The organism is Streptomyces sp. NPDC001406, from assembly GCF_042895285.1.
Taxonomy (GTDB): domain Bacteria; phylum Actinomycetota; class Actinomycetes; order Streptomycetales; family Streptomycetaceae; genus Streptomyces.
In genome coordinates, this window is the sequence record NZ_JBIAWG010000003.1 from 18,299 (window position 1) to 43,066 (window position 24,768).

23 protein-coding genes and 1 pseudogene are annotated in these 24,768 nt (G+C 71.2%); 13 read left to right on the top strand and 11 right to left on the bottom strand.

What is annotated here, in order from left to right; translation table 11 throughout:
* Positions 1–531 precede the first annotated feature (531 nt).
* Genes efeU through efeO form a run of 3 tightly spaced genes read right to left on the bottom strand, consistent with a single transcriptional unit; the run spans position 532 to position 3,808 of the window.
* Positions 532–1,386 carry an iron uptake transporter permease EfeU gene (gene efeU, locus ACFY1J_RS07430; protein WP_390709319.1) on the bottom strand — a complete coding sequence of 285 codons (855 nt, stop codon included), beginning with the start codon at positions 1,384–1,386 and terminating at the stop codon, positions 532–534.
* A gap of 3 nt (positions 1,387–1,389) precedes the next feature.
* Complete coding sequence (gene efeB, locus ACFY1J_RS07435; RefSeq protein WP_390709318.1) at positions 1,390–2,652, bottom strand: iron uptake transporter deferrochelatase/peroxidase subunit; 1,263 nt, start codon at positions 2,650–2,652, stop codon at positions 1,390–1,392.
* Between the two features lie 10 nt (positions 2,653–2,662).
* Positions 2,663–3,808 (bottom strand): iron uptake system protein EfeO, encoded by a 1,146-nt coding sequence (gene efeO / locus ACFY1J_RS07440; RefSeq protein WP_390709317.1) that lies wholly within the window; start codon positions 3,806–3,808, stop codon positions 2,663–2,665.
* Positions 3,809–3,979: 171 nt separating this feature from the next.
* Here efeO and ACFY1J_RS07445 point away from each other — a divergent pair, with 171 nt between their 5' ends.
* A complete protein-coding gene (locus tag ACFY1J_RS07445; RefSeq protein ID WP_390730851.1) occupies positions 3,980–4,507 on the top strand; it encodes a hypothetical protein in 528 nt (175 codons plus the stop codon).
* Positions 4,504–5,199: a PhzF family phenazine biosynthesis protein gene (locus tag ACFY1J_RS07450; RefSeq protein ID WP_390709315.1), complete on the top strand. Its 696-nt coding sequence runs from the start codon at positions 4,504–4,506 to the stop codon at positions 5,197–5,199. Before ACFY1J_RS07445 ends, ACFY1J_RS07450 begins: the two co-directional genes overlap by 4 nt.
* Here the strand turns inward: ACFY1J_RS07450 and ACFY1J_RS07455 are convergent.
* Together ACFY1J_RS07455 and map are read right to left on the bottom strand one after the other, a co-directional pair.
* Positions 5,196–5,849: a heme oxygenase (biliverdin-producing) gene (locus tag ACFY1J_RS07455; protein WP_390730852.1), complete on the bottom strand. Its 654-nt coding sequence runs from the start codon at positions 5,847–5,849 to the stop codon at positions 5,196–5,198. The genes ACFY1J_RS07450 and ACFY1J_RS07455 overlap by 4 nt on opposite strands.
* A 100-nt stretch (positions 5,850–5,949) precedes the next feature.
* Positions 5,950–6,807, bottom strand: coding sequence for a type I methionyl aminopeptidase (map, locus tag ACFY1J_RS07460; RefSeq protein WP_390709313.1), 858 nt, complete (start codon positions 6,805–6,807; stop codon positions 5,950–5,952).
* Between the two features lie 58 nt (positions 6,808–6,865).
* On the opposite strand from map, the gene ACFY1J_RS07465 reads away from it, so the two are divergent.
* Positions 6,866–7,099, top strand: a complete 234-nt coding sequence (locus tag ACFY1J_RS07465) for a hypothetical protein (RefSeq protein ID WP_390709312.1) — start codon at positions 6,866–6,868, stop codon at positions 7,097–7,099.
* Here the strand turns inward: ACFY1J_RS07465 and ACFY1J_RS07470 are convergent.
* Together ACFY1J_RS07470 and ACFY1J_RS07475 are read right to left on the bottom strand one after the other, a co-directional pair.
* Positions 7,100–7,420 (bottom strand): annotated as a pseudogene (locus tag ACFY1J_RS07470) (MFS transporter); the annotation flags it as partial.
* 504 nt (positions 7,421–7,924) lie between these two features.
* Entirely contained in the window at positions 7,925–8,521 is a 597-nt protein-coding gene (locus tag ACFY1J_RS07475; RefSeq protein ID WP_390730853.1) for a hypothetical protein, read from the bottom strand.
* A 126-nt stretch (positions 8,522–8,647) separates the two neighbouring features.
* On the opposite strand from ACFY1J_RS07475, the gene ACFY1J_RS07480 reads away from it, so the two are divergent.
* The 3 genes from ACFY1J_RS07480 to ACFY1J_RS07490 all read left to right on the top strand — a co-directional run bounded on the left by ACFY1J_RS07480 (position 8,648) and on the right by ACFY1J_RS07490 (position 10,768).
* Positions 8,648–9,721, top strand: a complete 1,074-nt coding sequence (locus ACFY1J_RS07480) for an exo-alpha-sialidase (RefSeq protein ID WP_390730854.1) — start codon at positions 8,648–8,650, stop codon at positions 9,719–9,721.
* Between the two features lie 37 nt (positions 9,722–9,758).
* Positions 9,759–10,472, top strand: a complete 714-nt coding sequence (gene npdG, locus ACFY1J_RS07485) for an NADPH-dependent F420 reductase (RefSeq protein WP_390709309.1) — start codon at positions 9,759–9,761, stop codon at positions 10,470–10,472.
* A 110-nt stretch (positions 10,473–10,582) separates the two neighbouring features.
* Positions 10,583–10,768, top strand: coding sequence for a hypothetical protein (locus ACFY1J_RS07490; RefSeq protein WP_390709308.1), 186 nt, complete (start codon positions 10,583–10,585; stop codon positions 10,766–10,768).
* Here ACFY1J_RS07490 and ACFY1J_RS07495 read toward each other — a convergent pair.
* Positions 10,758–11,561 (bottom strand): site-2 protease family protein, encoded by an 804-nt coding sequence (locus tag ACFY1J_RS07495; protein ID WP_390709307.1) that lies wholly within the window; start codon positions 11,559–11,561, stop codon positions 10,758–10,760. The two genes, ACFY1J_RS07490 and ACFY1J_RS07495, sit on opposite strands and share 11 nt — an antisense overlap.
* Before the next feature lie 104 nt (positions 11,562–11,665).
* Here ACFY1J_RS07495 and ACFY1J_RS07500 point away from each other — a divergent pair, with 104 nt between their 5' ends.
* Complete coding sequence (locus ACFY1J_RS07500; RefSeq protein ID WP_390730855.1) at positions 11,666–12,109, top strand: DUF6578 domain-containing protein; 444 nt, start codon at positions 11,666–11,668, stop codon at positions 12,107–12,109.
* A 14-nt stretch (positions 12,110–12,123) separates the two neighbouring features.
* The gene (locus tag ACFY1J_RS07505) at positions 12,124–15,453 is read left to right on the top strand and encodes a BTAD domain-containing putative transcriptional regulator (protein WP_390730856.1); all 3,330 of its coding nucleotides are present in this window, start codon (positions 12,124–12,126) and stop codon (positions 15,451–15,453) included.
* 15 nt (positions 15,454–15,468) lie between these two features.
* Here the strand turns inward: ACFY1J_RS07505 and ACFY1J_RS07510 are convergent, their stop codons facing one another.
* From ACFY1J_RS07510 to panB, 3 genes are all read right to left on the bottom strand, one after another.
* Positions 15,469–16,347 carry an ABC transporter permease gene (locus tag ACFY1J_RS07510; RefSeq protein ID WP_390709304.1) on the bottom strand — a complete coding sequence of 293 codons (879 nt, stop codon included), beginning with the start codon at positions 16,345–16,347 and terminating at the stop codon, positions 15,469–15,471.
* Positions 16,344–17,369, bottom strand: coding sequence for an ATP-binding cassette domain-containing protein (locus tag ACFY1J_RS07515; RefSeq protein ID WP_390709303.1), 1,026 nt, complete (start codon positions 17,367–17,369; stop codon positions 16,344–16,346). The genes ACFY1J_RS07510 and ACFY1J_RS07515 overlap by 4 nt, the downstream gene beginning before the upstream one ends.
* Positions 17,370–17,545: 176 nt before the next feature.
* A complete protein-coding gene (gene panB / locus ACFY1J_RS07520; RefSeq protein WP_390709302.1) occupies positions 17,546–18,412 on the bottom strand; it encodes a 3-methyl-2-oxobutanoate hydroxymethyltransferase in 867 nt (288 codons plus the stop codon).
* Positions 18,413–18,711: 299 nt separating this feature from the next.
* Between panB and ACFY1J_RS07525 the strand changes: the two genes are divergently transcribed.
* From ACFY1J_RS07525 to ACFY1J_RS07545, 5 genes are all read left to right on the top strand, one after another.
* A complete protein-coding gene (locus ACFY1J_RS07525) occupies positions 18,712–20,310 on the top strand; it encodes an MFS transporter (protein WP_390709301.1) in 1,599 nt (532 codons plus the stop codon).
* An 87-nt stretch (positions 20,311–20,397) separates the two neighbouring features.
* Positions 20,398–21,027 carry a TetR/AcrR family transcriptional regulator gene (locus ACFY1J_RS07530; RefSeq protein ID WP_390709300.1) on the top strand — a complete coding sequence of 210 codons (630 nt, stop codon included), beginning with the start codon at positions 20,398–20,400 and terminating at the stop codon, positions 21,025–21,027.
* Between the two features lie 184 nt (positions 21,028–21,211).
* Positions 21,212–22,276 carry an endonuclease/exonuclease/phosphatase family protein gene (locus ACFY1J_RS07535; protein WP_390709299.1) on the top strand — a complete coding sequence of 355 codons (1,065 nt, stop codon included), beginning with the start codon at positions 21,212–21,214 and terminating at the stop codon, positions 22,274–22,276.
* Positions 22,277–22,389: 113 nt separating this feature from the next.
* Positions 22,390–23,613, top strand: a complete 1,224-nt coding sequence (locus ACFY1J_RS07540; RefSeq protein WP_390709298.1) for an MFS transporter — start codon at positions 22,390–22,392, stop codon at positions 23,611–23,613.
* Positions 23,614–24,496: 883 nt separating this feature from the next.
* Positions 24,497–24,739, top strand: coding sequence for a DUF397 domain-containing protein (locus ACFY1J_RS07545; protein ID WP_390709351.1), 243 nt, complete (start codon positions 24,497–24,499; stop codon positions 24,737–24,739).
* The last annotated feature ends 29 nt before the right edge of the window (positions 24,740–24,768 follow it).

The following is a 24,768-nucleotide window of genomic DNA, read 5'->3' on the forward strand; positions in this document are numbered from 1 at the left end:
GCCGGGGTGAGCCCGTCGTCGTTCTGGCGCCTTGTCAGGTGTTGTTGTGCGCGGCAGGAGGCGTTGGTTGCTGCGGTTCTTCGGAGGCGGTGAGGCTGGTCGGGGCGGGGAAGGCTGCTGGTGTCCGGATTGGGTGCGGAAGCCACGTGGTGGGCCGGCTCGGGCGGGATGGCGGGTGGGTGCCGGGTTCCGTCACTGGGTGTGGTGGCCGGTGGCCGGGATGGCGGCGGTGTCGTCCGGTTCGGTGGCCCGGGGTGAGCCCGTCGTCGTTCTGGCGCCTTGTCAGGTGTTGTTGTGCGCGGCAGGAGGCGTTGGTTGCTGCGGTTCTTCGGAGGCGGTGAGGCCGGTAGGGGCGGGGAAGGCTGCTGGTATCCGGATTGGGTGCGGCAGCCACGAGGTGGGCCGGCTCGGGCGGGATGGCGGGTGGGTGCCGGGTTCCGTCACTGGGTGTGGTGGCCGGTGGCCGGGATGGCGGCGGGGTCGTCCGGCCCCGTGGCCCGGGCGACCCCGCCGTCGTTCTTCGGTGTCTTGTCAGACCTTGTCGTGGACGGCCGGAGGCGTCGGCTCGGGGGTCTTGCGGGTGAGGAGGCCAGTTGGGGCGAGGAAGATGGCCAGTGTCGGGATCAGGTACAGGAGCCATACCGCGACCTGGACGACCGTCGGGTCGGGCTGGAAGTTGAACACGCCCTTGAGGAGCGTGCCGTACCAGCTGTCCGGCGCGATGGTGTCGCTGATGTCGAAGGCCAGGTTCCGGATGCCGGGGATCCAGTTGGCCTCCTGGAGGTCGTGGACGCCGTAGGCCAGCACGCCCGCGGCGACTACGACCAGCATGCCGCCGGTCCACGTGAAGAACTTGGCAAGGTTGATCTTCAGCGCGCCGCGGTAGAACAGCCAGCCCAGGAAGACGGCGGTGAGCAGGCCGAGGGCCACGCCGACCAGCGGGCGCGGAGTGCCGTCGCTGGCCGCGTGCACCGACGCCCACACGAACAGCGCGGTCTCCAGACCCTCCCGGCCGACGGCCAGGAACGCGGTCGCTACCAGCGCGCCCGTGCCCATCGCCAGCGCCGCGTCCAGCTTGCCGTGCAGCTCCCTCTTCAGATGCCGGGCGGTGCGCCGCATCCAGAAGACCATCCACGTCACCAGGCCCACCGCGACGATGGACAGAGTCCCGCCGAGCGCCTCCTGCGCCTCGAACGTCAGCTCCTGCGAGCCGAATTCGAGGGCGGACCCGAAGCCCATGGCGATGGCGACGGCGGTGCCGATGCCGATCCAGATGGGCTTGAGGGCGTCCTTGCGGTCCGTCTTGACCAGATAGGCGATGAGGATGCAGACGACGAGCGACGCCTCAAGACCCTCACGCAGGCCGATCAGATAGTTGGAGAACACGGGCTACGCCTCCTCGGAGAACAGCGTCCGGCCCCACCAGTCGCGCTTGTCCCGGACACCGGGCGGAACCGCGAACACCGCCGAACCCACATGCTGGATGTATTCGTTGAGCGCGTCCTTCGCCGACAGCTGCCGCTGCAGCGGGATGAACCCCTTGCGCACGTCGCGCTGGTAGGCCAGGAAGAACAGCCCCGCGTCGAGGCGGCCGAGCCCGTCCGTGCCGTCCGTGAAGGAGTAGCCCCGGCGCAGGATCGTGATCCCGTTGTTGGAGTCGGGATGCGCGAGGCGCACATGCGCGTCCGGCTTCATCGCCTTCAGGAACGGCTTGTCGTGCTCCTTGGCCTTGCCGACCGGCGCGCCCTCGCCCTTGTCACGGCCGAAGATGTCCTCCTGCTCCTGCAGCGAGGTGCGGTCCCAGGTCTCGATGTGCATCCGGATGCGCCGGGCGACCAGATACGACCCACCGGTCATCCACGCCGAGTTCTTGCCGCCGTCGCCCTCGCCGACCCAGACGTACTTCTTCAGCCGGTCCGTCTCCGTCCCCGCGATGTTGCGCGTGCCGTCCTTGAACCCCATCAGATTGCGCGGGGTCTGCGCGTCCGGCGTGGTCGAGGAGGTCTTGCCGAAGCCGAGCTGCGACCAGCGGATGACGACCTTGCCGAAGCCGATGCGGGCCAGGTTGCGGATCGCGTGCACTGCGACCTGCGGGTCGTCCGCGCAGGCCTGGATGCACAGGTCGCCACCGGTGCGGGTGCGGTCGAGGTTGTCGCCGGGGAACTTCGGCAGGTCCACCAGCGCCTCGGGTCGCCGGTCCGCCAGATCGAACTTGTCGAACAGCGACGGACCGAAGCCGATCGTCAGCGTCAGCCGCGAGGGCTTGAGGCCCAGCGCCTCACCGGTGTCGTCCGGCGGTGCCTCGGCCAGTCCGCCGTACGCGCCCTCGCCGACCGCCTTCCCGGCGGTCATCCGGTGCGCGGCCGCCGTCCAGTCCTTCAGCATCTGTACGAACTCGGCGCGGTCCTCGGTCTGCACGTCGAACGCGGCGAAGTGCAGCCGGTCCTGCACCGGCGTGGCGATGCCCGCCTGGTGGGCGCCGTGGAACTCCACCTCGGCGCCCGCCTCGGCGGCGACCGGGTCCACGTCGTCGCCGGTCCTGGCCATCGCCACCGCACCGCCGGCCGCGGCGGCACCGAGCGCGAGCCCGGCGCCGCCCCAGCCGATCAGCGAACGGCGGGTGGGAGAGGTGCTCTCCTGGGTCTCGGTCATCGCAGCGGCCCTACTTCTTCACGACGGCGACGGCGGCGGCGAGCTTCGACAGCGGTTCCGCGAGGGCGTTCACCGCGTCGGACAGCTCCTTGCGCTGGTCCTTGGTGACCTTGTCGTAGGAGACGAAGTCGTAGGAGGTCTTGTCGGAGCGGTACTTGTCGAGTTCCGCGTTCAGCGCGGTGAACTGCTTGTCGAGCTCGGTGGTCAGCGCCTGGTCGTTCTTCGACGCGACCGGCTTGAGCAGCTCGTACGCCTTCTCGGCGCCCTCGACGTTGCCCTTGAAGTCGACCAGGTCGGTGTGCGCGTAGCGGTCCTCCTCGCCGGTGACCTTGCCGGTGGCGACCTCGTCGAGCAGTTCCTTGGCGCCGTTGGCCATGGAGGTCGGGGTGATCTCGGCCTTGCCGACCCGCTCCTGCCAGTCCTTCAGGTCGGTCACCAGCTGGTCGGCGAGGGCCTTCTCCTCGTCGCCGATCTTCTTGTCCTGCCAGAGGGCCTTCTCCAGGCGGTGCCAGCCGGTCCACTTCTGGCCGTCCTCCAGGCCGTCCTCACGGACGTCGACCTTGGGGTCGATGTCACCGAAGGACTCGGCGACCGGCTCGGTCCGCTCCCAGCCGAGACGCGAGGGCGCGTACGCCTTCTGCGCGGCCGCCAGGTCGCCGTCCTTGATCGCCTTCACGAAGGTCTCGACGAGCGGCAGCGTGGCGTCGGCCTGCTCCCGGACGTACTCGCGGTAGTCGGCGACCGCCTTGTCCAGCTGCGGGTCCCGCTTGGCGGTCGAGCCGCCGCCGGTGACCGTGAGCTTCTGCCGCACGCCGTGGCCCTTCATGCCCGGGACACAGGCGATCGCGTACGAGCCGGCCTTGACCTCGGCGGTCAGCGTGTACTTGGTGCCGGGGCCGATGTTCTCCTTCTCGGAGACGATCCGGTCGTCCGGGAAGAGGATCTCGACCTCGGTGGCCTTCGAGCCCTTGTTCTCGATCTTCAGCGTGACATGGCCGGCCGGGACCGACTCGGCCGAGGTCTCGCACTTCGAGTCGGAGGCGGTCACCTGGATCGCGTCGCCGTCCTTGGCATCACTTTTCGCCGTGCAGGCCGTGAGGGCGGTCAAGGCCGCCGTGGCGACGGCGGCGGTGACGGAGAGTCGGGCGGCTCGCATGCTGGCTCCAAGCGGAAACGGTGTGGTGAGGCTTGCCTAACTTACATGAGGCTTACCTCACCACTACCCGCCCGGATCGTGATTCACCTCTCACGGAAATCTCACAGGCACGGCTTGATCTCGACGGCTCAAAGTAGACCCCAAGGAATGGTAAAGGAAAGGTCAAGCGATGTGCTGCGGGAACACCTCGCCCGGCTGGTCGTGGACGCCCGAGAGCAGCCGCTCGCTGAGAAACCCGACCGATGGACCGTCGACCGCGGCACGACCGGCGCACAGCATCGCGCCCCGGCGCGCACAGCCCACCCCGAGCGCCGGACCGTGCAGCACCACACCCACGCCGTCACCGGCGTGCGCTCTTTCCCGACGCTGCCGACGCGAAGCACCTTCGGTGGAGGCGAGGGTGTGGCCGGGGGCACCGCGCGCCTGCTGGGGGACGCCCCGGAGAGCCGGCCGATCCTCGACGGGCACGACCGCGCGGTGGCCGCGCTCGCGGAGGGCCGCAGCCCGGAGTGCGTGGTGCTGAGCCTGCCGCCCGACCAGGGCACTTGGCGGAACCGGGCCGCGGCGTCGGCCGAGGAGCGCCGGCGCGGCCTGGCGCGGCGGGAGGCGCGCCCCGGCCTCCCCTGGCCGGCCCCTGCCCGGAGGAGCCGCGGCCGGGGACGAGTCGGCCGGTGCCGCGATGCTTCAATGCCGGGGTGACTGATTACGACGTGCTGCGCGTGTTCTGCGCGGCGAACGGCGGATACGGCAACGAGCTCGGCGTCGTCCGTGACGGCTCACGGCTGCCCGACCGGGACGACCGGCAGGCCTTCGCGGCGAAGCTCGGTTTCAGCGAGACCGTGTTCGTGGACGACCCCGAGCGCGGGGTCATCGACATCTACACCCCCACCCTGCGCCTCCCCTTCGCCGGTCACCCCTGCGTCGGCACAGCCTGGCTGCTGGACGTGCCCGAGCTGGTCACACCCGCGGGCGTTGTCGGGGCCCGGCTGGACGGCGAGTTCAGCTGGATCGAGGCGCTCCCGGAGTGGGCCCCGCCGCGCACCCTGCGCCGGTACGCCACCGCCGCCGAGGTCGACGCCCTGCCCGTCCCGTCACCCGGCGAATGGATTTACGCCTGGGCCTGGGAGGACGAGTCGGCCGGCCGGATCCGCGCCCGTGCCTTCCCCGGCCGCGACGACGGCATCGAGGAGGACGAGGCGACCGGCGCGGCGGCGCTGCTGCTCACCGCGCAGCTGGGCCGGGCGCTCAACATCACTCAGGGTGCGGGCTCGCAGATCCTCACGGCACCGCAGCCGGGCGGCTGGGTCGAGGTCGGCGGACGGGTATTCCTGGAACGCCAGCCCGAGCGTCAGGCTGAGCGCCGGGCCGAGCGCCAGGCCCGGTCGGTCTAGGCGCTCTGCGGGAACTCCTCGCCCAGCTCCCGGAAGACCGCCGTGTTCAGCGCGAACGCCCGCTTGCACTCCGCGACGATCCGCTGCTTCTCCAGGTCGTCGGCGACGACCGCGTCCAGCAGCTCCCGGTAACCCCGCTTGAACGCGGCGGGGTTGGGGATCCCCTCGAACACATAGAAGCGGACGCCGTCGCCCTTCTTCGTGAACCCCCACGTCCGCTCCGCCCGGTCACGGATGATCTGGCCGCCGGAGAGGTCGCCCAGGTAACGGGTGTAGTGGTGGGCGATGTACCCGGCCGGCCACCGCTCGGCGCACTCCCGCACCCGGTCCGCGTACGCCCGCGTGGCCGGCAGCGCCGTCAGCCCCGCCCGCCACTTCGGCCCGCGCAGATGCGCCAGGTCCCGCTCCAGCGCCGCCAGCCGGTACAGCTCGGGCCGCACGAACGGCCCGGCCAACGGGTCCGACGCCAGCCGCTCGGCCTCGCCCTCCAGCGCCTCGTACACGAACCACAGCTGTTCGGTGTACCGCGCGTACGCCGCCACGCCGAGCCGCCCGCCGAGCAGGTCGCTCATGAACGTCGAGGTCTCGGCCTCCATGTGCTGCTCATGGGACGCCGTGCGGATGAGTGTCGAGAACGAGAAGGGGTCCATGGGCAATGTCCTCGGTAGTTTTGCCGACACCCTGTCGGTAAAAGTCTACAAGAGGAAGCCCGCCCTCCAAAGGCGGCGGAGGACGGGCTCAGGCGCAGGTTCACGGCAGGGTCAGGATCTCCGCCCCGGTGTCCGTCACCACCAGCGTGTGCTCGAACTGAGCGGTCCGCCTCCGGTCCTTGGTCACGACGGTCCACCCGTCGTCCCACATGTCGTACTCGTGCGTCCCGAGCGTCAGCATCGGCTCGATCGTGAACGTCATCCCGGGCTGCATGACCGTCGTCGCGTGCGGGCTGTCGTAGTGCGGGATGATCAGCCCGGAGTGGAAGGACGAGTTGATCCCGTGGCCGGTGAAGTCCCGCACCACGCCGTAGCCGAACCGCTTGGCGTACGACTCGATGACCCGGCCGATGATGTTGATCTGCCGGCCCGGCTTGACCGCCTTGATCGCCCGGTCGAGTGACTCCCGGGTCCGCTCCACCAGCAGCCGCGACGCCTCGTCGACGTCACCGACCAGGTACGTGGCGTTGTTGTCGCCGTGCACCCCGCCGATGTACGCGGTCACGTCCAGATTGACGATGTCGCCGTCCCGCAGCACCGTCGAGTCCGGGATGCCGTGGCAGATCACTTCGTTGACGCTGGTGCACAGCGACTTGGGGAACCCGCGGTAGCCCAGCGTGGACGGGTAGGCGCCGTGGTCGCACATGTAGTCGTGGGCGACCTTGTCCAGCCGGTCCGTGGTCACACCCGGCGCGATGATCTTCGCGGCCTCGGCCATCGCCTGCGCGGCGATGCGCCCGGCGATCCGCATGGCCTCGACGGTCTCCGGGGTCTGCACCTCCGGGCCGGTGTACGGCGTCGGCGCGGGCTTGCCGACGTACTCGGGGCGGCGGATGTTTCCGGGTACCGGACGGGTGGGAGAGAGCTCCCCTGGTACGAGCAGCGACTGGCCAGACATGCCAGCGAGTCTAACCAGCGGACATGGGGGAACATGTCGTTGGCGAGAGGAGCTGGTCATGGCCCTGTTCAAGAAGCGCACGGTCGGCAAGCCGGGCGAGTGGTACTACTGCCTGGAGCACAAGAAGGTCGAGGAGGGGCCGGAGTGCCCGGCCAAGGACCGCTTCGGGCCCTACGCCACCCGGGCGGAGGCCGAACACGCGATGGAGACGGCCCGCGAGCGCAACCTCGAATGGGAGAACGACCCGCGCTGGCACGACGCGCCGGCCGGCGGCGACCCGGACGAGGACTGATCAGGCCTTGGCCGGTTCGGCGGCGGCGCGCCGCTCGTGCAGCCGCACCGCGTGCTCGTTCGTCCGCGCGTCGTACGTCATGAGCCCCGGCAGGCACAGCGCCAGCAGCCCCACCGCGCCCGCGCACGCCAGCCCGCCGGACCAGATGGCGGCCCGCACACCCGCCCGGGCGGCGAAACCGCCCGCCCGGACCTGACCGAGCTGCGGCCCCACCGAGTACGAGAGCAGCTCGATCCCGGCGAGCCTGCCGCGCAGCTCGTCCGGGATCGTCTGGTTCCACATCGCGGCCCGGAAGATCCCGCTGACCATGTCCGGAAGCCCCGTCGGCCCTTCGGAGAGGCTGGGCGGGTCGTCAGGGGTGGCCGGGGGGGTGGTGTCAGGCTCTCCGCCAGTTCCGACGGGCAGTCGCGGAATCCTCGTCGGCCCTTCGGAGAGGTCGGACGGATCGCCAGGGCACGGCCGGAGGTGCTGCCACGGTCTCCGTCAGTTCCGACGGGCGGTTGTGGGAGTCCCGCTGGGCGTTCGGGGAGAACCGGCGGCTCACCGAGGGGTGGCCGGGGGTGTCGTCGGGGTTTGGGTGAGTTCCGACGGGCGGTTGTGGGAGTCCCGCTGGGCCTTCGGGGAGAACCGGCGGCTCACCGAGGGGTGGCCGGGGGTGTCGTCGGGGTTTGGGTGAGTTCCGACGGGCGGTCGTGGGACTCCCGCTGGGCCTTCGGGGAGAACCGGCGGCTCACCAAGGGGTGGCCGGGGGTGTCGTCGGGGTTTGGGTGAGTTCCGACGGGCGGTCGTGGGAGTCCCGCTGGGCCTTCGGGGAGAACCGGCGGCTCACCAAGGGGCGGCCGGAGGGGCCGTCAGGGTTTCTGCCAGGCGTGACAGGCGGTCTCGGAAGCCGCGCCGGGCCCTCGGAGAGGCTCCGTTCTCGCCTGCTGCCGCGCTTACCAGGTGTTGCACCGTGTCCAGGTCCAGTTCTGCGCCCTCCGGTACGGCCAGTGACTCGTGGGCCATTGCCTCCAGTTCGCTCCCGCCGGAGCCCAGGGCCAGGACCGTCACCCCGGACCGCCGGGCGTCGTGCACCCGTTCCAGCAGTGGCGCGGGCTCCTCGGGGGCCACGACCAGCAGGGTCTCGCCGCGCTGCGCCGCTCCGATGCGTCCCGGTCCGACCGCCAGATGCGCGGGGTCCGAGGGACGCGCGTCGTGCCGGACGAGCGTCGGGGCCAGCTCCGGCGTGCCCGACCACGCGGCCTCGTCCACCAGATGGGCCGCCAGATGCCACGGCTCGTACTCCCGTGTGCCCACGAGCAGCAACCCGCCCCCGTGCGCCACCACGGACCCGCGCAGCGTACCGGCGAACCGCCGCGTGGCATCCAGCCATTCCGTCCCGGCAAGTACTTCGCGCAGCAGCGCGACCCGTACGGCGTCCATACGACCGCATCCTGCCGCAACCAGTCACTCGTGACGCGGAGTTCACCACGAATTCGCCCAACTCGGGGACAACGCTCTGACAATGCCCTGTCACCGGAGACCCACATCTGCTTGGGAGCCCGCCAGATGACAGCAGTCACCGTCCCCTTCCGCGCGGGTAAAGAGGGCTACGCCAGCTATCGGATCCCGGCGGTCGTCGCCACCGCATCCGGCACCCTGCTTGCGTTCTGCGAGGGCCGGGTCGGCTCCGCGAAGGACCACGGCCAGATCGACATCGTGCTGAAGCGCTCCACGGACGGCGGCCACACCTGGAGCCCGCTCAAGGTCGCCGCGAGCAACGGCGACGACCTCGCCGGAAACCCCGCCCCCGTCGTCCTCGACACCGGCCGCATCCTGCTCGTCCACGTCCGCGCGGCCGCCGCCGCGAGCGAGGACTCCATCCTGCGCGGCAGGGTGAAGGCCGCCGACGGCCGCCGCGTATGGGTGCAGCACAGCGACGACGACGGCGTCAGCTGGTCCGAGCCGAAGGAGATCACCAAGTCGGTGAAGAAGGCGGGCTGGCGTTGGTACGCCACCTGCCCCGGCCATGCGATCCAGCTGCGCTCCGGCCGGGTGCTCGTCCCCGGCAACCACACCGCGCCGCCCGCCGGCACCGACCTGGGCAACGAGCCCAGGTACAACAGCGGCCACTGCCTGCTCAGCGACGACCGCGGCGAGACCTGGTTCCTCGGCTACGTCGACGAGAACACCGACGGCTATGTCAACGTCAATGAGACCACCGCCGCCGAACTCCCCGACGGCCGCGTCTACTTCAACACCCGCAACGACTCCCCGTCCCCCGGCAACCGCGCCGACGCCCACTCGAAGGACGGCGGGAAGACCCTCGTCAAACCGTTCCGCCCGCAGGCCGGCCTCACCGGCCCCGTCTGCGAGGCGAGCGTCCTCCAGCTCCGCGACCCCGACCTGCTCCTCTACTCCGGCCCCGCCGACCCCACCGACCGCGCCCTGATGACCGTCCGCGCCTCCACCGACGGCGGCACCACCTGGCGCCCGGTCCACACGGTCGACGGGCTGCCCGCCGCCTACTCCGACCTGGTCCGCGTCGACCGGGACACCGTCGGACTCCTCTACGAGACCGGCGACTTCGGCCCGTACGAGACGATCACCTTCCGGCGGTTGCCGGTCACGGATCTCACCTGACGCGGTGCGCGAACGAGGGCGGACGTAGAGTCGCCGCATGACCTCTACCGACAGTGCACAGCAGCCCGCGAAGGCCCCCGCCACGGACCCCTGGGACCTGCCCGACGTCTCCGGGCTCGTCGTCGGCGTGCTCGGTGGCACCGGGCCGCAGGGCAAGGGCCTCGCCTACCGGCTCGCCAGGGCCGGCCAGAAGGTGATCATCGGCTCCCGGGCCGCCGAGCGCGCCGAAGCCGCCGCCGACGAGCTCGGCCACGGCATCGAGGGCTTCGACAACGCCGAGACCGCCCGGCGCAGCGACATCGTGATCGTCGCCGTGCCCTGGGAGGGCCACGGCAAGACCCTGGAGTCCCTGCGCGAGGAGCTGTCCGGCAAGCTCGTCGTGGACTGCGTCAACCCGCTCGGCTTCGACAAAAAGGGCGCCTACGCGCTGAAGCCGGAGGAGGGCAGCGCCGCCCAGCAGGCCGCCGCCCTGCTCCCGGACTCCCGGGTGACCGCCGCCTTCCACCACCTCTCGGCGGTACTGCTGGAGGACCCGGAGATCGAGCGGATCGACACCGACGTCATGGTGCTCGGCGAGGAGCGGTCCGACGTGGAGATCGTCCAGGCGCTGGCCGGCCGCATCCCCGGCATGCGCGGCATCTTCGCGGGGCGGCTGCGCAACGCCCACCAGGTGGAGTCACTGGTCGCGAATCTGATCTCCGTCAACCGCCGGTACAAGGCACACGCGGGACTCCGTATCACGGACGTGTGAGCGCGGCCATCACAGATGTGTGAGCGCGCGGCCACCGTCGTGTGAGACGGGCGGGCGCATGGGGGACACTGGACGCCACCAGCAGTGTCCCCCGACAGGAGTCCGCCCCCATGCCCCGCCTCGCCCTCTACGCCCTCGTCGTCTGTGTACTCGCCGTGGCCGCGGCGGTCGTCTCCTTCGTCCAGGGCAGCTGGCTGGGGATCGTCTGGGTGCTGCTCGCGGGACTGTCGTCCAACATGACCTGGTACTACATCAAGCGCGGCCGCGGCGCCGGCGGCAAGTCCGTCACGGGCTGACGGCGCAGTACTCGTCGGTGCCCAGCCAGAAGCGGTAGAGCTGCTGGCCGCAGTACCGGTCGTCGCCGGTGATCCCCAGACCGCGCAGGATCGTGTCGATCACATCGAAGAACGCGTGGTTGAGGGACGGCACCCACAGCAGTGCGAACACGAACAACAGGCCGAACGGCGCGAACGGCTCCACCTGGCGCTTCACGCTGTACGACAGCCAGGGCTCGATCACGCCGTAGCCGTCCAGGCCCGGCACCGGCAGGAAGTTCAGGATCGCGGCCGTGACTTGGAGCAGCGCGAGGAAGGCCAGCGCGTACCGGAAGTCGCGCGGCACCCCGTCCAGGGCGTCCAGCCAGAACGGGGCCGTGCACACCGCCGCGAACAGCACGTTCGTCAATGGGCCCGCCGCCGAGATCAGGCTGTGCCGCCAGCGCCCCCGGATCCGGCCGCGCTCGATGAACACCGCGCCGCCGGGCAGACCGATCCCGCCCATGATCACGAACAGCACGGGCAGCACGATGCTCAGCAGCGCGTGCGTGTACTTCAGCGGGTTCAGCGTGAGGTAGCCCTTGGCGCCGACCGAGATGTCACCGCTGTGCAGCGCGGTGCGCGCGTGCGCGTACTCGTGCAGACACAGGGACACGATCCAGGCCGCCGTCACGAACAGGAACACGGCGAGCCCCGGCTGCGCGGCGAACCCGGTCCAGGTGGCCCACCCCGTGACCGCAGTGACGGACAGGATGCCGAGGAAGACGGGACTGATCCGCCGGTCGCTGCGGCTGCGGGCGGTTGCGGAGGTCATCGGCGGGGCTCCCTGGGGGACTGGGGCGGTCGGCGAGCCCGACCGTACCGGGCACGAGGGGAAAACGTCTCGCGATGCGCCCTCGGTTCCTGAAGGGTGGGCGCATGGGAATGTGGCGGGTGTTCTACGAAAGCTGGCAGATGGAGTGCTGCGGTACACCGTTCTCGGTGGGGGAGGAGGTGAGCTGGCCGCTCGCGCCCATGGACCCCGAGGACATCCGGGCGTGGAGCCGGGAGGGGGAGCATGACCGGTACGACGGGACGGTCAGGTTCGAGGGCCACGGAGGCCGCCTGCCCGCGACCCGGGGCCGGGTCCTCGACATCCGTCTCGTGCGCCAGGAGTACGCGGAGCGCAGCCCGGGAGCGCACACTCTCGAACCGGTGTCCGACACGAGGTTGCTCACGCCCGTCGACGCCTGCCCGAAGTGGTTCGAGCACGAGGAACCCCGTACGAAGTCGGGGCTGCGCCGCGCCCGCCTCGCGACCGGCGTCCTCGTCACCCTCGACGTCCCGGGCGCCCCGCCGCCGGAACTCCGTGACCGGCCCTGACACCACCGGAGACAATGGACCCCGTGCGCTATCGCATCCTCGGCACCACCCAGGCGCTCCGCCCCGACGGCACGGCCGTTCCCGTGGGCGGGGCGCGGCTGCGTGCCCTGCTGACCGTGCTGGCCCTGCGACCCGGCCGTACCGTCCCGGTGGGCCTGCTGGTCGACGAGGTGTGGCACGGGGACCCGCCCGCCGACGCGGCCGGTGCGCTGCAGGCACTGGTGGGCCGGCTGCGCCGGGCGCTCGGCGCGGACGCGGTCGCCTCGGCGGAGGGCGGCTACCGGCTCGCCGCCGCCCCCGACGACATCGATCTGCACCGCTTCGAGCGGCTCACCGGCGACGGCCTGCGCGCCCTGGCCGACGGCGACCCCGCCAAGGCGGCCGGCGCCCTCGACGACGCCCTCGCGCTCTGGCACGACCCCGCACTCGCCGACCTGCCCGACCGCACCGCGGAGGCCGCCCGCCGGGAGGCCCGCCGCCTCGACGCCCTGCGCGCCCGGCACACCGCCGCGCTGGCCCTGGGCGAGGCCGAGCACTCCCTGCCCGAGCTCACCGCCCTGTGCGACACCCACCCGCTGGACGAGCCCCTCCAGTCCCTGCGGCTGCGCGCCCTGCGCGAGGCGGGCCGCGCGGCGGAGGCCCTGGCCGCCTACGAGGACGTACGACAGCTGCTCGCGGACCGGCTCGGCTCCGACCCCGGCCCCGAACTGCGCGCGCTGCACGCGGAGTTGCTGGACCTCTCGGCGGGCTCCCGGGAGCACACCGGCGTGGCACGGGCGGACCTCTCCGTCGGTGGCCGGGCCGCGGACGCCCCCGCCGAAGTCCGCCTGACCGGCATGACCGGCAACCTCCCCGCCCGTCTCACCTCGTTCGTCGGCCGGGAGGGCGACATCGAGGCCATCCGGGGTGACCTCGCGGCCGCCCGGCTGGTCACGCTGCTCGGGCCCGGCGGGGCCGGCAAGACCCGGCTGTCGCAGGAGGCCGCCGAGACGGTGCGGTATGCCACCCGGGACGGGGTGTGGCTGGCCGAGCTGGCACCCGTCGACGACCCGGACGCCGTACCGGGAGCCGTCCTCACCGCGATCGGCGCCCGCGAGACCGTCCTGCACGGCGCCGGTGCCGAGACCGTGCGGGCCGCCGCCGGCGACCGGCACGACGACCCCGTGGAGCGACTGGTCGAGCACTGCGGCCGCCGCCGCATGCTGATCATCCTCGACAACTGCGAGCACGTCGTGGACGCGGCCGCCCGCCTGGTGGAGCGGCTCCTGGAACGCTGCCCGGAGCTGACGGTCCTGGCCACCAGCCGCGAACCCCTCGGCGTACCGGGCGAGTTGCTGCGCCCCGTGGAACCGCTGCCGGAGCCCTTCGCGCTCCGGCTGCTCGCCGACCGGGGCACGTCGGCGCGCCCCGGGTTCCGGGTCGACGACGACCGCGCGGCCTGCGCGGAGATCTGCCGCCGCCTCGACGGCCTCCCCCTCGCCATCGAGCTGGCGGCCGCCCGGCTGCGGATGATGACACCGCGTCAGATCGCCGACCGGCTCGACGACCGCTTCCGGCTGCTCACCTCGGGCAGCCGCACCGTGCTGCCCCGCCAGCAGACCCTGCGTGCCGTCGTCGACTGGTCCTGGGACCTGCTCGACGAGGACGAACGGGACGTCCTGCGCCGCCTGTCGGTGTTCGCCGGCGGCTGCGACCTCGCGGCCGCCGAGGCGGTGTGCGGACCGGTCGCACTGGAGGCGCTCGGTTCGCTGGTCGACAAGTCCCTCGTCGTGGCGGCGCCCGCGCCCGACGGCGCGATGCGCTACCGGCTCCTGGAGACCGTGGCCGAGTACGCGGGCGAACGGCTCGACGAGGCCGGGCAGCGCAAGGAGACCGAGCGCGGGCATCTGACGTACTACCGCGAACTCGCCCGCACCACCGACCCGTTGCTGCGCGGCCCCGGCCAGCGCGACGCCGTACGGCGGCTCCAGCTGGAGTATGAGAACCTGCGCACCGCCCTGCGCCACGCCGTCGCCGAACAGGACGAGCAGGAGGGGCTCTGCCTGGTCCTCTCCCTGGTCTGGTACTGGCAGATGCGCGATCTGCGCATCGAGGCCCGCACCTGGTGCCACGAGGTCATGACCCTCGGCCCCGACCCCTTCACCGAGCCGCCGCGCCGCGCCGAACCGGTCTGGCAGCGCTGCATCGACACCCCGCCCCCGCTGACCGGCGAACTCCTCGTCGAGGCCCGTCGCGGTGTCCACCTGATCCATCTCTCCTGCATGGACACGGAGCTGGACGCCTGGCAGGTACCGGCGGCGCAGGCGAAGCTGCGCGTGATCACCGAGGTGTACGAGCCCGGTCTGCCGCAGACGTGCCGTACCCCCGGCATGTACTGGTTCTTCGCCGTGATGCTGACCGGCAGCGCGGACCGGCTGCTGGAGATCGTCGACGGCTGCGTGCGCACCTGCCGTCAGACGCCGGGCTTCGAGTGGGAACTGGCCGGATCCCTGCAGATGCGGGCCAACCTCCTCGCCAACCGCACCGCCTGGGCGGGCGACGCGACCCGGGACGCGGAGGAGGCGCTGGAGATCTTCCGGCGCCTCGGCGACGACTGGGGCACCGCCGAGGCGCTGTCCGCCCGCGCCGAGGCCCGGGAACGCAAGGGCGACTACGTACGGGCCGCAGACGACTACCGGGCGGCCGTCGTGCACGCCGAACGCCTCGGCGCCCGCGCCCAGATGGCGGTGCTCAGCGCCCGGCTGGGCAGCGTGCTCATCGAAGCCGGCGAGACGGAACGCGGCGAGAGGCTGCTGCGCGAGGTCACCGCCGTCGGTGACGGCACGACCCACGAGGCCATGCCCATCGCGCGGCTCTTCCTCGCCTGCCGGCTCAGCCTGACCGGCCGCACCGCGGAGGCGCGCGAGCAACTCCGGCTGCTGCGCGAGGAGTTCAAGATCGCGCACTTCATCGTCTTCGACGCGATGATCCTCGGCCAGGAGGCCTGGGTGGACGCCGTCGACGGCCGCCACGCGGAGAGCCTGGTCCGGGTCCGGGAGGCACTCCGGCACGCCGCCGACCCGCTGTCCCAGGTCATCACCCCGCACCTGGACTCCATCTGCCTGACCGTCGCGGCGATGGCCCTCGCCGGCCTCGACGGAGGCACCCGTGCCGCCGACGCCGCCCGCTGCCTGGCCGCCGCCGACGCGCTGCTGCCGCCGGGCCATGTCGCCTCCAGTACGGAGCGCGAGGTGCGCGAGCAGACCGTGGCCCGGATCCGGGGCATGCTCGACGCCGAGGCGTACGAGGCCGCGTACGCGCAGGGCGGTCGCCTCTCCCTCGCGGAGGCCACCGCCCTGGTCTGACAGGCGCGACGAACGTCAGTTCTTGGTGCGGAACTTGTGGATCGCGACCGGCGCCATCACCGCGGTGAGGCCCGCCGACCAGGCCAGGGTCACCCACAGCCCGTGCGTGACCGGTCCGCCGACCATCAGACCGCGCGCGGTGTCCGCGAGGGCCGACAGCGGGTTGTACTCGGTGAAGTTCTGCAGCCAGCCCGGCATCGAGGCGGTCGGCGCGAAGATCGAGGAGCCGAACTGCAGCGGCATCAGCACCAGGAAGCCCATGGCCTGCACGGACTGCGCGTTCTTCATGATCACGCCGAGGGTGAGGAACACCCACATCAGGGCCGAGCCGAACACCGCGGACAGACCCACCGAGGCGAGCAGCCCAGGCCAGTTGGTGATGTCGAAGCCCACGAGCACGCCGACGATCACCAGTACGACCGTCGCGAAGAGCATCCGCATCAGCTCCACCGCGATCTTGGCGAACAGCACCGAGCCGCGCCCGATCGGCAGGGACCGGAAGCGGTCCATGACACCGGAGTTGAAGTCCTGGTTGAAGCCGGTGCCCACGCCCTGGGCCATGTTCATGCCCATCATGGCCATGAGGCCGGGCACGACGTACTGCACGTACTGGTCCTGACCGCCGCCCAGCGACTGCCCGATGGAGCCGCCGAAGACATACACGAACAGCAGGGTGAAGATCACCGGGAACAGGATGGCGTCGAACATCGACTCCGGGTCCTGCCGGATCCACAGCAGATTGCGGCGGATGAGCGCGCCGGTGTGGCGCAGGTGGGCGCGCAGCGGGATGGGCGCGTCGGCCTTGGAGGCCACTGCGGCCGGGCTGAGAGTGTTCGAAGGGGCGGCGCGAAGCGCCTCGTTCAGGGTGGTGGTGGGCGACGGGTGGGAGCTCATACGGCGACCTCCTCGCGGATCTCGGTGGGCGTGGTGTCCTGCGGGGCACTGGCGCGATGGCCGGTGAGGGACAGGAACACCTCGTCCAGGCTGGGCAGTTCGGTGGTGATCGAGGAGAGGGTGATGCCGCGCGCGGTGACCGCGCCGACCACGGCGGTCAGCTGCTCGTCGCTGAGGATCGGCACCAGCAGGGAGCCCGCGGCGGTGTCCACGGTCGTACTGGCCAGACCGGTGATGCCCAGTTCGTCGAGCATCCCGGCGAGCGGGCGCAGCTCCAGCGGATCCGCGGGCCGGACGCGCAGCGTGCGTCCGCCGACCCTGGCCTTGAGTTCCTCGATGCCGCCGTTCGCGATGACCTTCCCGCGGTCGACGACGGTCAGCTCGGAGGCGAGCTGCTCGGCCTCCTCCATGTACTGGGTGGTCAGCAGGACGGTGACACCGTCCCCGACCATGGCCTTGACCTCATCCCACACCTCGTTGCGGGTACGGGGGTCGAGTCCGGTCGTCGGCTCGTCCAGGTAGAGGACGGCGGGCCGGCCGATCATCGACGCGGCCAGGTCGAGCCGCCGCCGCATACCGCCGGAGTACGTTCCCGCGGGCCGCCGGGCGGCCTCCGTCAGCGAGAACCGCTCCAGCAGCTCGTCGGCGCGGGCGCGGGCCTCCTTGCGCGGCAGGTCCAGCAGCCGCCCGATCATGTACAGGTTCTCCCAGCCCGGGAGCTTCTCGTCCACCGACGCGTACTGCCCGGTGAGGCCTATGACCCGGCGCAGCTGCCGGGGCTGCCGTACGACGTCGTACCCGGCCACGGTGGCGTGTCCGGCGTCGGGGGCCAGCAGGGTGGAGAGGATGCGTACGAGGGTGGTCTTGCCGGCTCCGTTCGGCCCGAGCACACCCATCACGGTGCCCTCGCGCACATCCAGGTCGACACCGTCCAGTGCCCTGGTCTCGCCGTAGTGCTTGACCAGCCCCCGCACGGTCACGGCGCTGTTCGCGCCACTGGGGTTGTCGTCGATTCGCGTCATGCCCCAGACGTTGTCAGCCCCGACCGACAAACCACCTACAGACCGCCTACAGCAACCGACGGCCCACCGACATGTGCCGGACATGCGACAAGCCCCGCCGACGGGGGACGATCGGCGGGGCTTGTCGGTGGTGCGGCAATGGCTCAGTGGCGGGGCCGTGCCTCAGCGGCCGCGCCTCAGTGGACGGAGTGCTCCTCCAGCGGGAACGTCCCGCCCACGACGTCCTCGGCGAACTCCTTCACCGCGCTGCCCATGACCTCACGCAGGTTGGCGTACTTCTTCACGAACTTCGGCATCCGGCCGCCCGTCAGACCGAGCATGTCGGTCCACACCAGCACCTGCGCGTCCGTCTCCGCACCGGCGCCGATGCCCACGGTCGGGATGTGCAGCACGCGCGTCACCTCGGCCGCGAGCTCGGCCGGGACCAGTTCGAGGACCACCGCGAACGCGCCCGCGTCCTGTACGGCCTTGGCGTCGCGCAGCAGCTGCGCGGCCGCCTCCTCGCCGCGCCCCTGGACGCGGTAGCCCATGGCGTTCACGGACTGCGGGGTCAGACCGATGTGGGCCATGACCGGGATGCCGGACTCGACGAGCAGCCGGATCTGTTCGTAGGAGCGCTCGCCGCCCTCCAGCTTCACCGCGCCGACGCCGGCCTCCTTCACCAGCCGGGTCGCCGAGCGCAGCGCCTGCACCGGGCCCTCCTGGTACGAGCCGAAGGGCAGGTCGCCGACGATCAGGGCGCGCTGGGTGCCGCGCACGACGGCGGCCGACAGCATGGTCATCTCGTCGAGGGTGACGGGCACGGTCGTCTCGTACCCGAGGTGGCAGTTGCCCGCCGAGTCGCCGACCAGGAGGACCGGGATGCCGGCCTCGTCGAAGACGGACGCGGTCATCGCGTCGTAGGCGGTGAGCATGGGCCATTTCTCGCCCCGCTCCTTGGCGAGGGCGATGTCGCGGACGGTGATGCGGCGTGTGCCCTTGCCCCCGTACAGCGCTTTGCTGCCGTCGGAGGGCTTGTTCTGGGCAGCCGAAAGCTGCGTCATTGCAACGGCTCCTTCAGTCATCTCGAGGCGCCCTCACGGCGTCCCCGGATCCCCTCCATGGTGGCACCTCGTGCCAGGGAGGGCCAGGGGACCCCCGTGTGATCCCTTACGTCGTCCCTTACGCCATCCCATCGCACTCCGCTCGCACCCCGCCCGTGTGCCGCTCGGTCCCGGGTGGGCCGTGAACGAGCGGCACAACGAGCGGCACACGGTGGGCCATGACCGCGCTGCGTAAGGTCTCGGTAAAGGAATTAAAATACGAGACGGTTCCGTATTGGAAGTGGCCTAGGGTCGTCAACATGACAACTCCTGCCGACCGTGCCTCTCACGGTTCCCGGATACCTGAAGCGGTGCACCGCCGCCGCTGGGCGATCCTCGGCGTCCTGATGCTGAGCCTGCTGATCGTTGTGCTCGACAACTCGATCCTGAACGTCGCCGTCAAGACCATCTCCACCCCGGCGCCCACCGGACTGGGGGCCACCCAGAGCCAGATCGAGTGGGCGATCAACGCCTACACCCTCGTCTTCGCCGGCCTGCTGTTCACCTCCGGCCTCATCGGCGACCGGCTGGGCCGCAAGAAGGTCCTGCTCGGCGGCCTCCTCGTGTTCGGCATCGGCTCCGCCCTCGCCGCCGAGTCCGGCTCCCCGGGCGAGCTGATCGCCTACCGCGCGCTGATGGCGCTCGGCGCCGCCTTCGTCATGCCCGCCACGCTCGCCGTGCTGATGAACGTCTTCGAACGCGAGGAGCAGCCCAAGGCCATCGGCATCTGGGCCGGCGGCGTCGGACTCGCCATCGCCATCGGGCCCATCACCGGCGGTGCGCTCCTCGACCACTTCTGGTGGGGCTCGGTCTTCTTCGTCAACGTACCCATCGTGATCCTCGCCCTGGCGCTGATGATCTGGCTGGTGCCCGACTCGCGCGACCCGAAGCCCGGCCGCCTCGACCCGATCGGCGTCGTGCTCTCGGTCGTCGGCCTGGTCCTGCTCGTCTACGGCATCATCAAGGGCGGTGAGCTCGCCGACTTCACGGACGCCAAGGTCCTGGCGACCATCGCGGCCGGGCTCGCGGTCCTCGCCGGCTTCGTCGTCTTCGAGAAGCGCAGCGACCACCCGTCCCTGGACGTCACGTACTTCAAGAACAAGGTCTTCTCGGCCGCCATGAGTGCCATCGCGCTGGTCTTCTTCGCGCTGATGGGCGTGACGTTCTTCGGTGTCTTCTACACCCAGAGCGTGCGCGGCTACTCGCCGCTGGAGTCCGGTGTGCTGATGCTGCCGCTGGCCGCCGCACAGATGATCTTCGCGCCGCGGGCCCGGCTGGTCGTCGACCGGTTCGGCAACAAGGCCACCACCACCGCCGGTCTGCTCCTCATCGCGGTGACGCTGGTCATCTTCGCCACCTTCGAGGCGGACACGCCGATCTGGCTCCTGGAGGTCGACTTCTTCCTCATGGGCACCGGCATGGCGCACATCATGACGCCGACCTCCGTCGTCATCATGCAGGCCCTGCCGCGCGAGAAGGCCGGCTCGGCCTCCGCGCTCAGCAACACCTTCCGCCAGGTCGGCGGCGCCCTCGGCATCGCCGTGCTCGGCTCGGTCCTGGCCACCTCGTACCGCACCGGCATCGAGGACAAGCTGAGCCTGCTGCCGCCCGGCCTCAGGGACACGGCGGGCGAGTCCATCGAGGCCACCCTGGGCGTCGCCCGCAAGCTCGGACCGCAGGGCAAGGCCCTGGTCGGCCCCGCCAACGACGCGTTCCTGCACGCCATGCACGTCACCGCGCTGTGCGGCACGGGCGTGGCGATCCTCGGCGCGATCGTGACGGCACTCTTCCTGCCTGGCAAACCGCAGGCACCGCAGGAGGGCAAGCCGGAGCAGGAGTTGGTCGCCGCCGCGGACTAGTCCGCGAGTCGGCGTCCGGAGAGGCACCACGGGGGGAGGAGGCGGCTGCGGGACAATTCCCGCAGCGCAGTGAAAGGACGAAACGACGTGAGTCTTGCCGACAGCCGACCGCAGCAACTCGGTCCCGTACGGGGCCGCCCGCGCAGCGAGGCCGTGGAACACGCCATTCTGGAAGGCGTGATGAAGCTCCTGGAGGAGGGCGTGCCCCTCGCCGAGCTCTCCATCGAGCGCGTCGCCCGCACCGCCGGCGTCGGCAAGGCCACCATCTACCGCCGCTGGAGCGGCAAGGAGGACCTCTTCGTCGACGTCATGCGCGCCGCCGAGCCCCCCGACCCCGTGCTCCCCGGCACCTCGATGCGCGACGACCTGGTCGTCCTGCTCGAATCGCTGCGCCAACGCGGCCTGGTCAGCCGCTCGTCGGCGATCCTGCACAACGTCCACGCCCAGATGAAGAGCAGCCCCCGGATCTGGGCCGCCTACCACGCCGGCGTGATAACGCCCCGGCGCAACCTGGGCCTCGAAGTGCTGCGCCGCGGACAGCGCAACGGCGAGCTCCGCGAGGACGTCGACATCGAACTGGCCAACGACATGTTCGTCGGCCCCATGCTCGTCCGCTCCATCCTGCGCCCCGACGCGGAACTCCCGGAGGGGCTGGCGGAGCAGATCGTCGACACGGTGCTCGAAGGCCTACGGCCCGTCAGCCGACCCGGCACTTAGCCCGAATGTGCGCGTTTCGTCACAGTCCAGGCGGGTGTCGCCGCAGCCGGAACCCCTCGCGCCGACTTGTTCGTCATCGTCTTCCGTACGGCCGTCACACGGCGGCAGGAACGGATCCGATCATCCCCTAGGGTCGTAACCCGGGGGGAAGACGGTGCGCACGGCAGGTTGTGAGGCAGACGGTATGGCGCGGCAGGCGTACATGACGGAGACGGACAACGGCGGCTCGGGGCCCGAGCACCAGGGCTCCCGGCTTCGGCACCTGCTGGGGCGGCTGCGCAGAAGCCTGTTCGACGGCTGGCGCGGAGATCCGCACATCTGGCGCCGCGGCATCGTCACGGCCGTGATCGCGCTGCTGCTCGCCCTGCTGATGCTGGTGCACTCGCGCATCCCGAACCGGGTGGGCAACCTCGGCAGTCTCACGGAGACGTTCCTGCCCTGGCTGGGCCTGCTGATCCCGGTGCTCCTCGTCCTCGGTGTCGTACGGAAGTCGGCGACCGCGCTGATCGCGGTGCTGCTTCCGGCCATCGTGTGGCTGAACCTCTTCGGCGGCCTGCTCACCGACAAGACGAACTCCGGCGGCGACCTGATGGTCGCGACGCACAACGTCAACGCCGACAACCCGGACCCGTCCGCCACGGCCCGGGACGTGGCCGCGTCCGGCGCGGACGTGCTGGCCCTCGAGGAGCTGAAGGCGTCGGCCGTGCCGGTGTACGAGAAGGCGCTGGCGGCGACCTTCAGGTACCACTCGGTGCAGGGCACGGTCGGCCTGTGGAGCAAGTACCCGCTCACCGGAACCAGGGCCGTCGACATCAAGCTGGGCTGGACGCGCGCCATGCGCGCGACGGTGACCACGCCCGCCGGGCAGGTCGCGGTCTACGTCGCCCATCTCCCCTCGGTACGGGTGAAGATGGAGGCCGGATTCACCGCCCGCCAGCGCGACAAGAGCGCCGACGCGCTCGGCGAGGCCATTGCCGACGAGCCGCTGCGGCAGGTGGTGCTGCTCGGCGACCTGAACGGCACCATGAACGACCGTTCCCTCAACGCCGTCACCTCCCAGCTGCGCTCCACGCAGGGCGCGGCGGGCAGCGGCTTCGGCTTCAGCTGGCCTGCCTCGTTCCCGATGGCGCGGATCGACCAGATCATGGTGAAGGGGGTCGAACCGGAGAGCTCGTGGACGCTGCCGAAGACGGACAGCGACCACCTGCCGGTCGCGGCGCGTGTGAAGCTCGCCACATCCGCCCAGTAAAAAGGTGCTGGTCACCCGGTCTTAACGCACCGGAATACTTCGCCAGGGAGACTTTGTTCCGTCGTTGAACATACGATGCACGGAACTCCGCTCCTGAAAGGCAAAGCCCCTCCATGCCCCTGGCCCTGCTCGCGCTGGCCGTCGGTGCCTTCGGCATAGGCACGACCGAATTCGTCATGATGGGCCTGCTGCCCGACGTCGCGACCGACCTGCACATCTCGATCCCCACCGCCGGGCACCTGGTCTCGGCGTACGCGCTGGGCGTCGTCATCGGCGCCCCGCTGCTGGCCGCGCTCACCGCCCGGATGTCCCGCCGCACGGTGCTCATCGGCCTGATGGTCCTGTTCGTGGCGGGCAACGCGCTCTCCGCGCTCGCTCCTGGCTACGACTCCCTCCTCGCCGCCCGCTTCCTCAGCGGCCTGCCGCACGGCGCCTTCTTCGGCGTGGGCGCGGTGGTGGCCACGGCGATGGTCCCGCCGGAGCGCAAGGCGCGCTCCGTCTCCCTCATGTTCCTCGGCCTGACCGTCGCCAACATCGCGGGTGTGCCGGTGGCCACGCTCATGGGCCAGCACCTGGGCTGGCGGGCGACGTTCCTGGGCGTGAGCGCGATCGGGGTGGCGGCGATAGCGTCCCTGGCGCTGCTGATCCCGCACTCCCGCACTCACGCCCCCTCCACGGGCCTGCGCGGCGAATTGTCGGCGCTGACGTCGCTGCCGGTGTGGCTGGCACTGGGTACGACGGTGGCGGGCTTCGGCGCGCTGTTCGCGGCGTACAGCTACATCACGCCGATGCTCACGGACGCCGCCGGTTACGCCGACTCCAGCGTGACGCTGCTGCTGGCGCTGTTCGGCGTCGGTGCGACGGTCGGAAACCTGGTGGGCGGCCGCCTGGCGGACCACGCGATGCGGCGCACGCTGTTCGGCGGCCTGCTGTCGCTGACGGCGGTTCTGCTCCTGTTCCCGCTCCTCATGAGCACGCCGCTGACGGCGGCCCTGGCGGTGATCCTCCTGGGCACGGCGGCATTCATCACGGGTTCCCCCCTCCAACTGATGGTCATGGAAAAGGCCGCCGCGGCCCCGTCCCTGGCCTCCTCGGCCAACCAGGCGGCCTTCAACCTCGCGAACGCGGGCGGAGCCTGGATCGGCGGCCTGGCCCTGGCGGCCGGCTTCGGGGCGACGTCTCCGGCGGTGGCGGGGGCGGGGTTGGCGGTACTGGGACTTGCCGTGGCGAGTACGGCGTACCTGGTGGACCGGCACCGGGCGACTCCGCCGACCGGCCTCGCCGAGCGGGTGGTTGCCTCACACGTGCCGGAGCAGCCGGGCGCGCTGCACCACTGACGCGAGGGGGGTTGGCGCGGGCGCAAGCTGAAGGGGTGCTGTAGGGGCCGCTCGCTTCTTGGTCAGTGTCGTGCTTCCGCGAGGCGAGTAAAGGGCGCTGCGTTCCACTTCGTTCCACTCCGCGTCGCCTGACGGCGATGGCCCTGCGGGCCACCCTTGACACGCCTCGCTCCAGCACGGGTGAGAAGCGAGCGAGCGGCCCGGAAGGGCGGGGGCCCGGCCGGGGTTGACCCTTCGGCTCCGCTGCGAGGGTGCCGTCGGCGGAGGGGGCGCGGTCGCGCCTCGCCGGCACGCCGGGTCGGCATAGCGGCGAGCGGTGGGTGGGGGAGTGGGGTGGGGGAGTGGGGTCGGGTGGGTGGATGGGTGGATGGGGCGCAGGCGCACGGCCGGTTGGGAGCGGGAGCTGGCGGGGCACGGTCAGTTGGGGCTGGGGCTGGGGCTGGGGCTGGGGCTGGGGCTGGGGCTGGAGGCGCAGGGCTCGGGTGCGCGGGTCGGTGCCGCGGGCATCCACGCCGCTGGAGCCCCCGGGAGCCCGCCGGTGGCCGTTGGCGGTCACGCCCTCCAAGGCGATTGGTCGATTTGGGCCAAAGGGCCGGGGCATGGCGCCAGGTGGAAGGAATAGCTCGGCTCGGACGGTGGCCCAAACCTGCCAATCACCGCCTTCATGTGACTTGAGAGGCAGATGTGACGACTTCGTGGGGCGGCCACAGCCGTAGGCCTGTAACCCGCCCGCCGACCCACCCACCCTCCCTCCGGCCGCCTGCCCCCCGCCCCCGCCCCCACCCACTGCTTGCCGCTAAGCCGACCCAGCGTGCTGGCGAGGCGCGACCGCGCCCGTCGGCGCCGGACGCGGACGCAGCCAACGGTTGCCCGCGAACTCCGCCTGGCCACCCGTCTTTCCGGGCCGCTCGCTCGCTTCTCATGCGTCGAAGTGGCCGGCGACTTCCCCGGCACCGCCATCTGGCGCAAGTCGAGCTACAGCAATGGTGACGGCGGCAACTGCCTCGAAGTCGCCGACAACATCCCCGGCCTCGTCCCCGTCCGCGACTCCAAGCTCCCCCAAGCCCCCGCCCTGATCCTCAGCGCCGCCGCCTGGGCCCCCTTCGTCGCCTCGCTCAAGAGGTGAACTAGCTCAAGAGGTGAACCAGGGGCCCA

Coding starts and splice junctions, on each gene's coding strand:
- efeB (WP_390709318.1), bottom strand. CDS start 2,652: ATGACCGAGACCCAGGAGAGCACCTCTCCCACCCGCCGTTCGCTGATC.
- efeO (WP_390709317.1), bottom strand. CDS start 3,808: ATGCGAGCCGCCCGACTCTCCGTCACCGCCGCCGTCGCCACGGCGGCC.
- ACFY1J_RS07455 (WP_390730852.1), bottom strand. CDS start 5,849: ATGGACCCCTTCTCGTTCTCGACACTCATCCGCACGGCGTCCCATGAG.
- map (WP_390709313.1), bottom strand. CDS start 6,807: ATGTCTGGCCAGTCGCTGCTCGTACCAGGGGAGCTCTCTCCCACCCGT.
- ACFY1J_RS07465 (WP_390709312.1), top strand. CDS start 6,866: ATGGCCCTGTTCAAGAAGCGCACGGTCGGCAAGCCGGGCGAGTGGTAC.
- ACFY1J_RS07475 (WP_390730853.1), bottom strand. CDS start 8,521: ATGGACGCCGTACGGGTCGCGCTGCTGCGCGAAGTACTTGCCGGGACG.
- ACFY1J_RS07480 (WP_390730854.1), top strand. CDS start 8,648: ATGACAGCAGTCACCGTCCCCTTCCGCGCGGGTAAAGAGGGCTACGCC.
- npdG (WP_390709309.1), top strand. CDS start 9,759: ATGACCTCTACCGACAGTGCACAGCAGCCCGCGAAGGCCCCCGCCACG.
- ACFY1J_RS07490 (WP_390709308.1), top strand. CDS start 10,583: ATGCCCCGCCTCGCCCTCTACGCCCTCGTCGTCTGTGTACTCGCCGTG.
- ACFY1J_RS07495 (WP_390709307.1), bottom strand. CDS start 11,561: ATGACCTCCGCAACCGCCCGCAGCCGCAGCGACCGGCGGATCAGTCCC.
- ACFY1J_RS07500 (WP_390730855.1), top strand. CDS start 11,666: ATGGGAATGTGGCGGGTGTTCTACGAAAGCTGGCAGATGGAGTGCTGC.
- ACFY1J_RS07505 (WP_390730856.1), top strand. CDS start 12,124: ATGGACCCCGTGCGCTATCGCATCCTCGGCACCACCCAGGCGCTCCGC.
- ACFY1J_RS07510 (WP_390709304.1), bottom strand. CDS start 16,347: ATGAGCTCCCACCCGTCGCCCACCACCACCCTGAACGAGGCGCTTCGC.
- ACFY1J_RS07515 (WP_390709303.1), bottom strand. CDS start 17,369: ATGACGCGAATCGACGACAACCCCAGTGGCGCGAACAGCGCCGTGACC.
- panB (WP_390709302.1), bottom strand. CDS start 18,412: ATGACGCAGCTTTCGGCTGCCCAGAACAAGCCCTCCGACGGCAGCAAA.
- ACFY1J_RS07525 (WP_390709301.1), top strand. CDS start 18,712: ATGACAACTCCTGCCGACCGTGCCTCTCACGGTTCCCGGATACCTGAA.
- ACFY1J_RS07535 (WP_390709299.1), top strand. CDS start 21,212: ATGGCGCGGCAGGCGTACATGACGGAGACGGACAACGGCGGCTCGGGG.
- ACFY1J_RS07540 (WP_390709298.1), top strand. CDS start 22,390: ATGCCCCTGGCCCTGCTCGCGCTGGCCGTCGGTGCCTTCGGCATAGGC.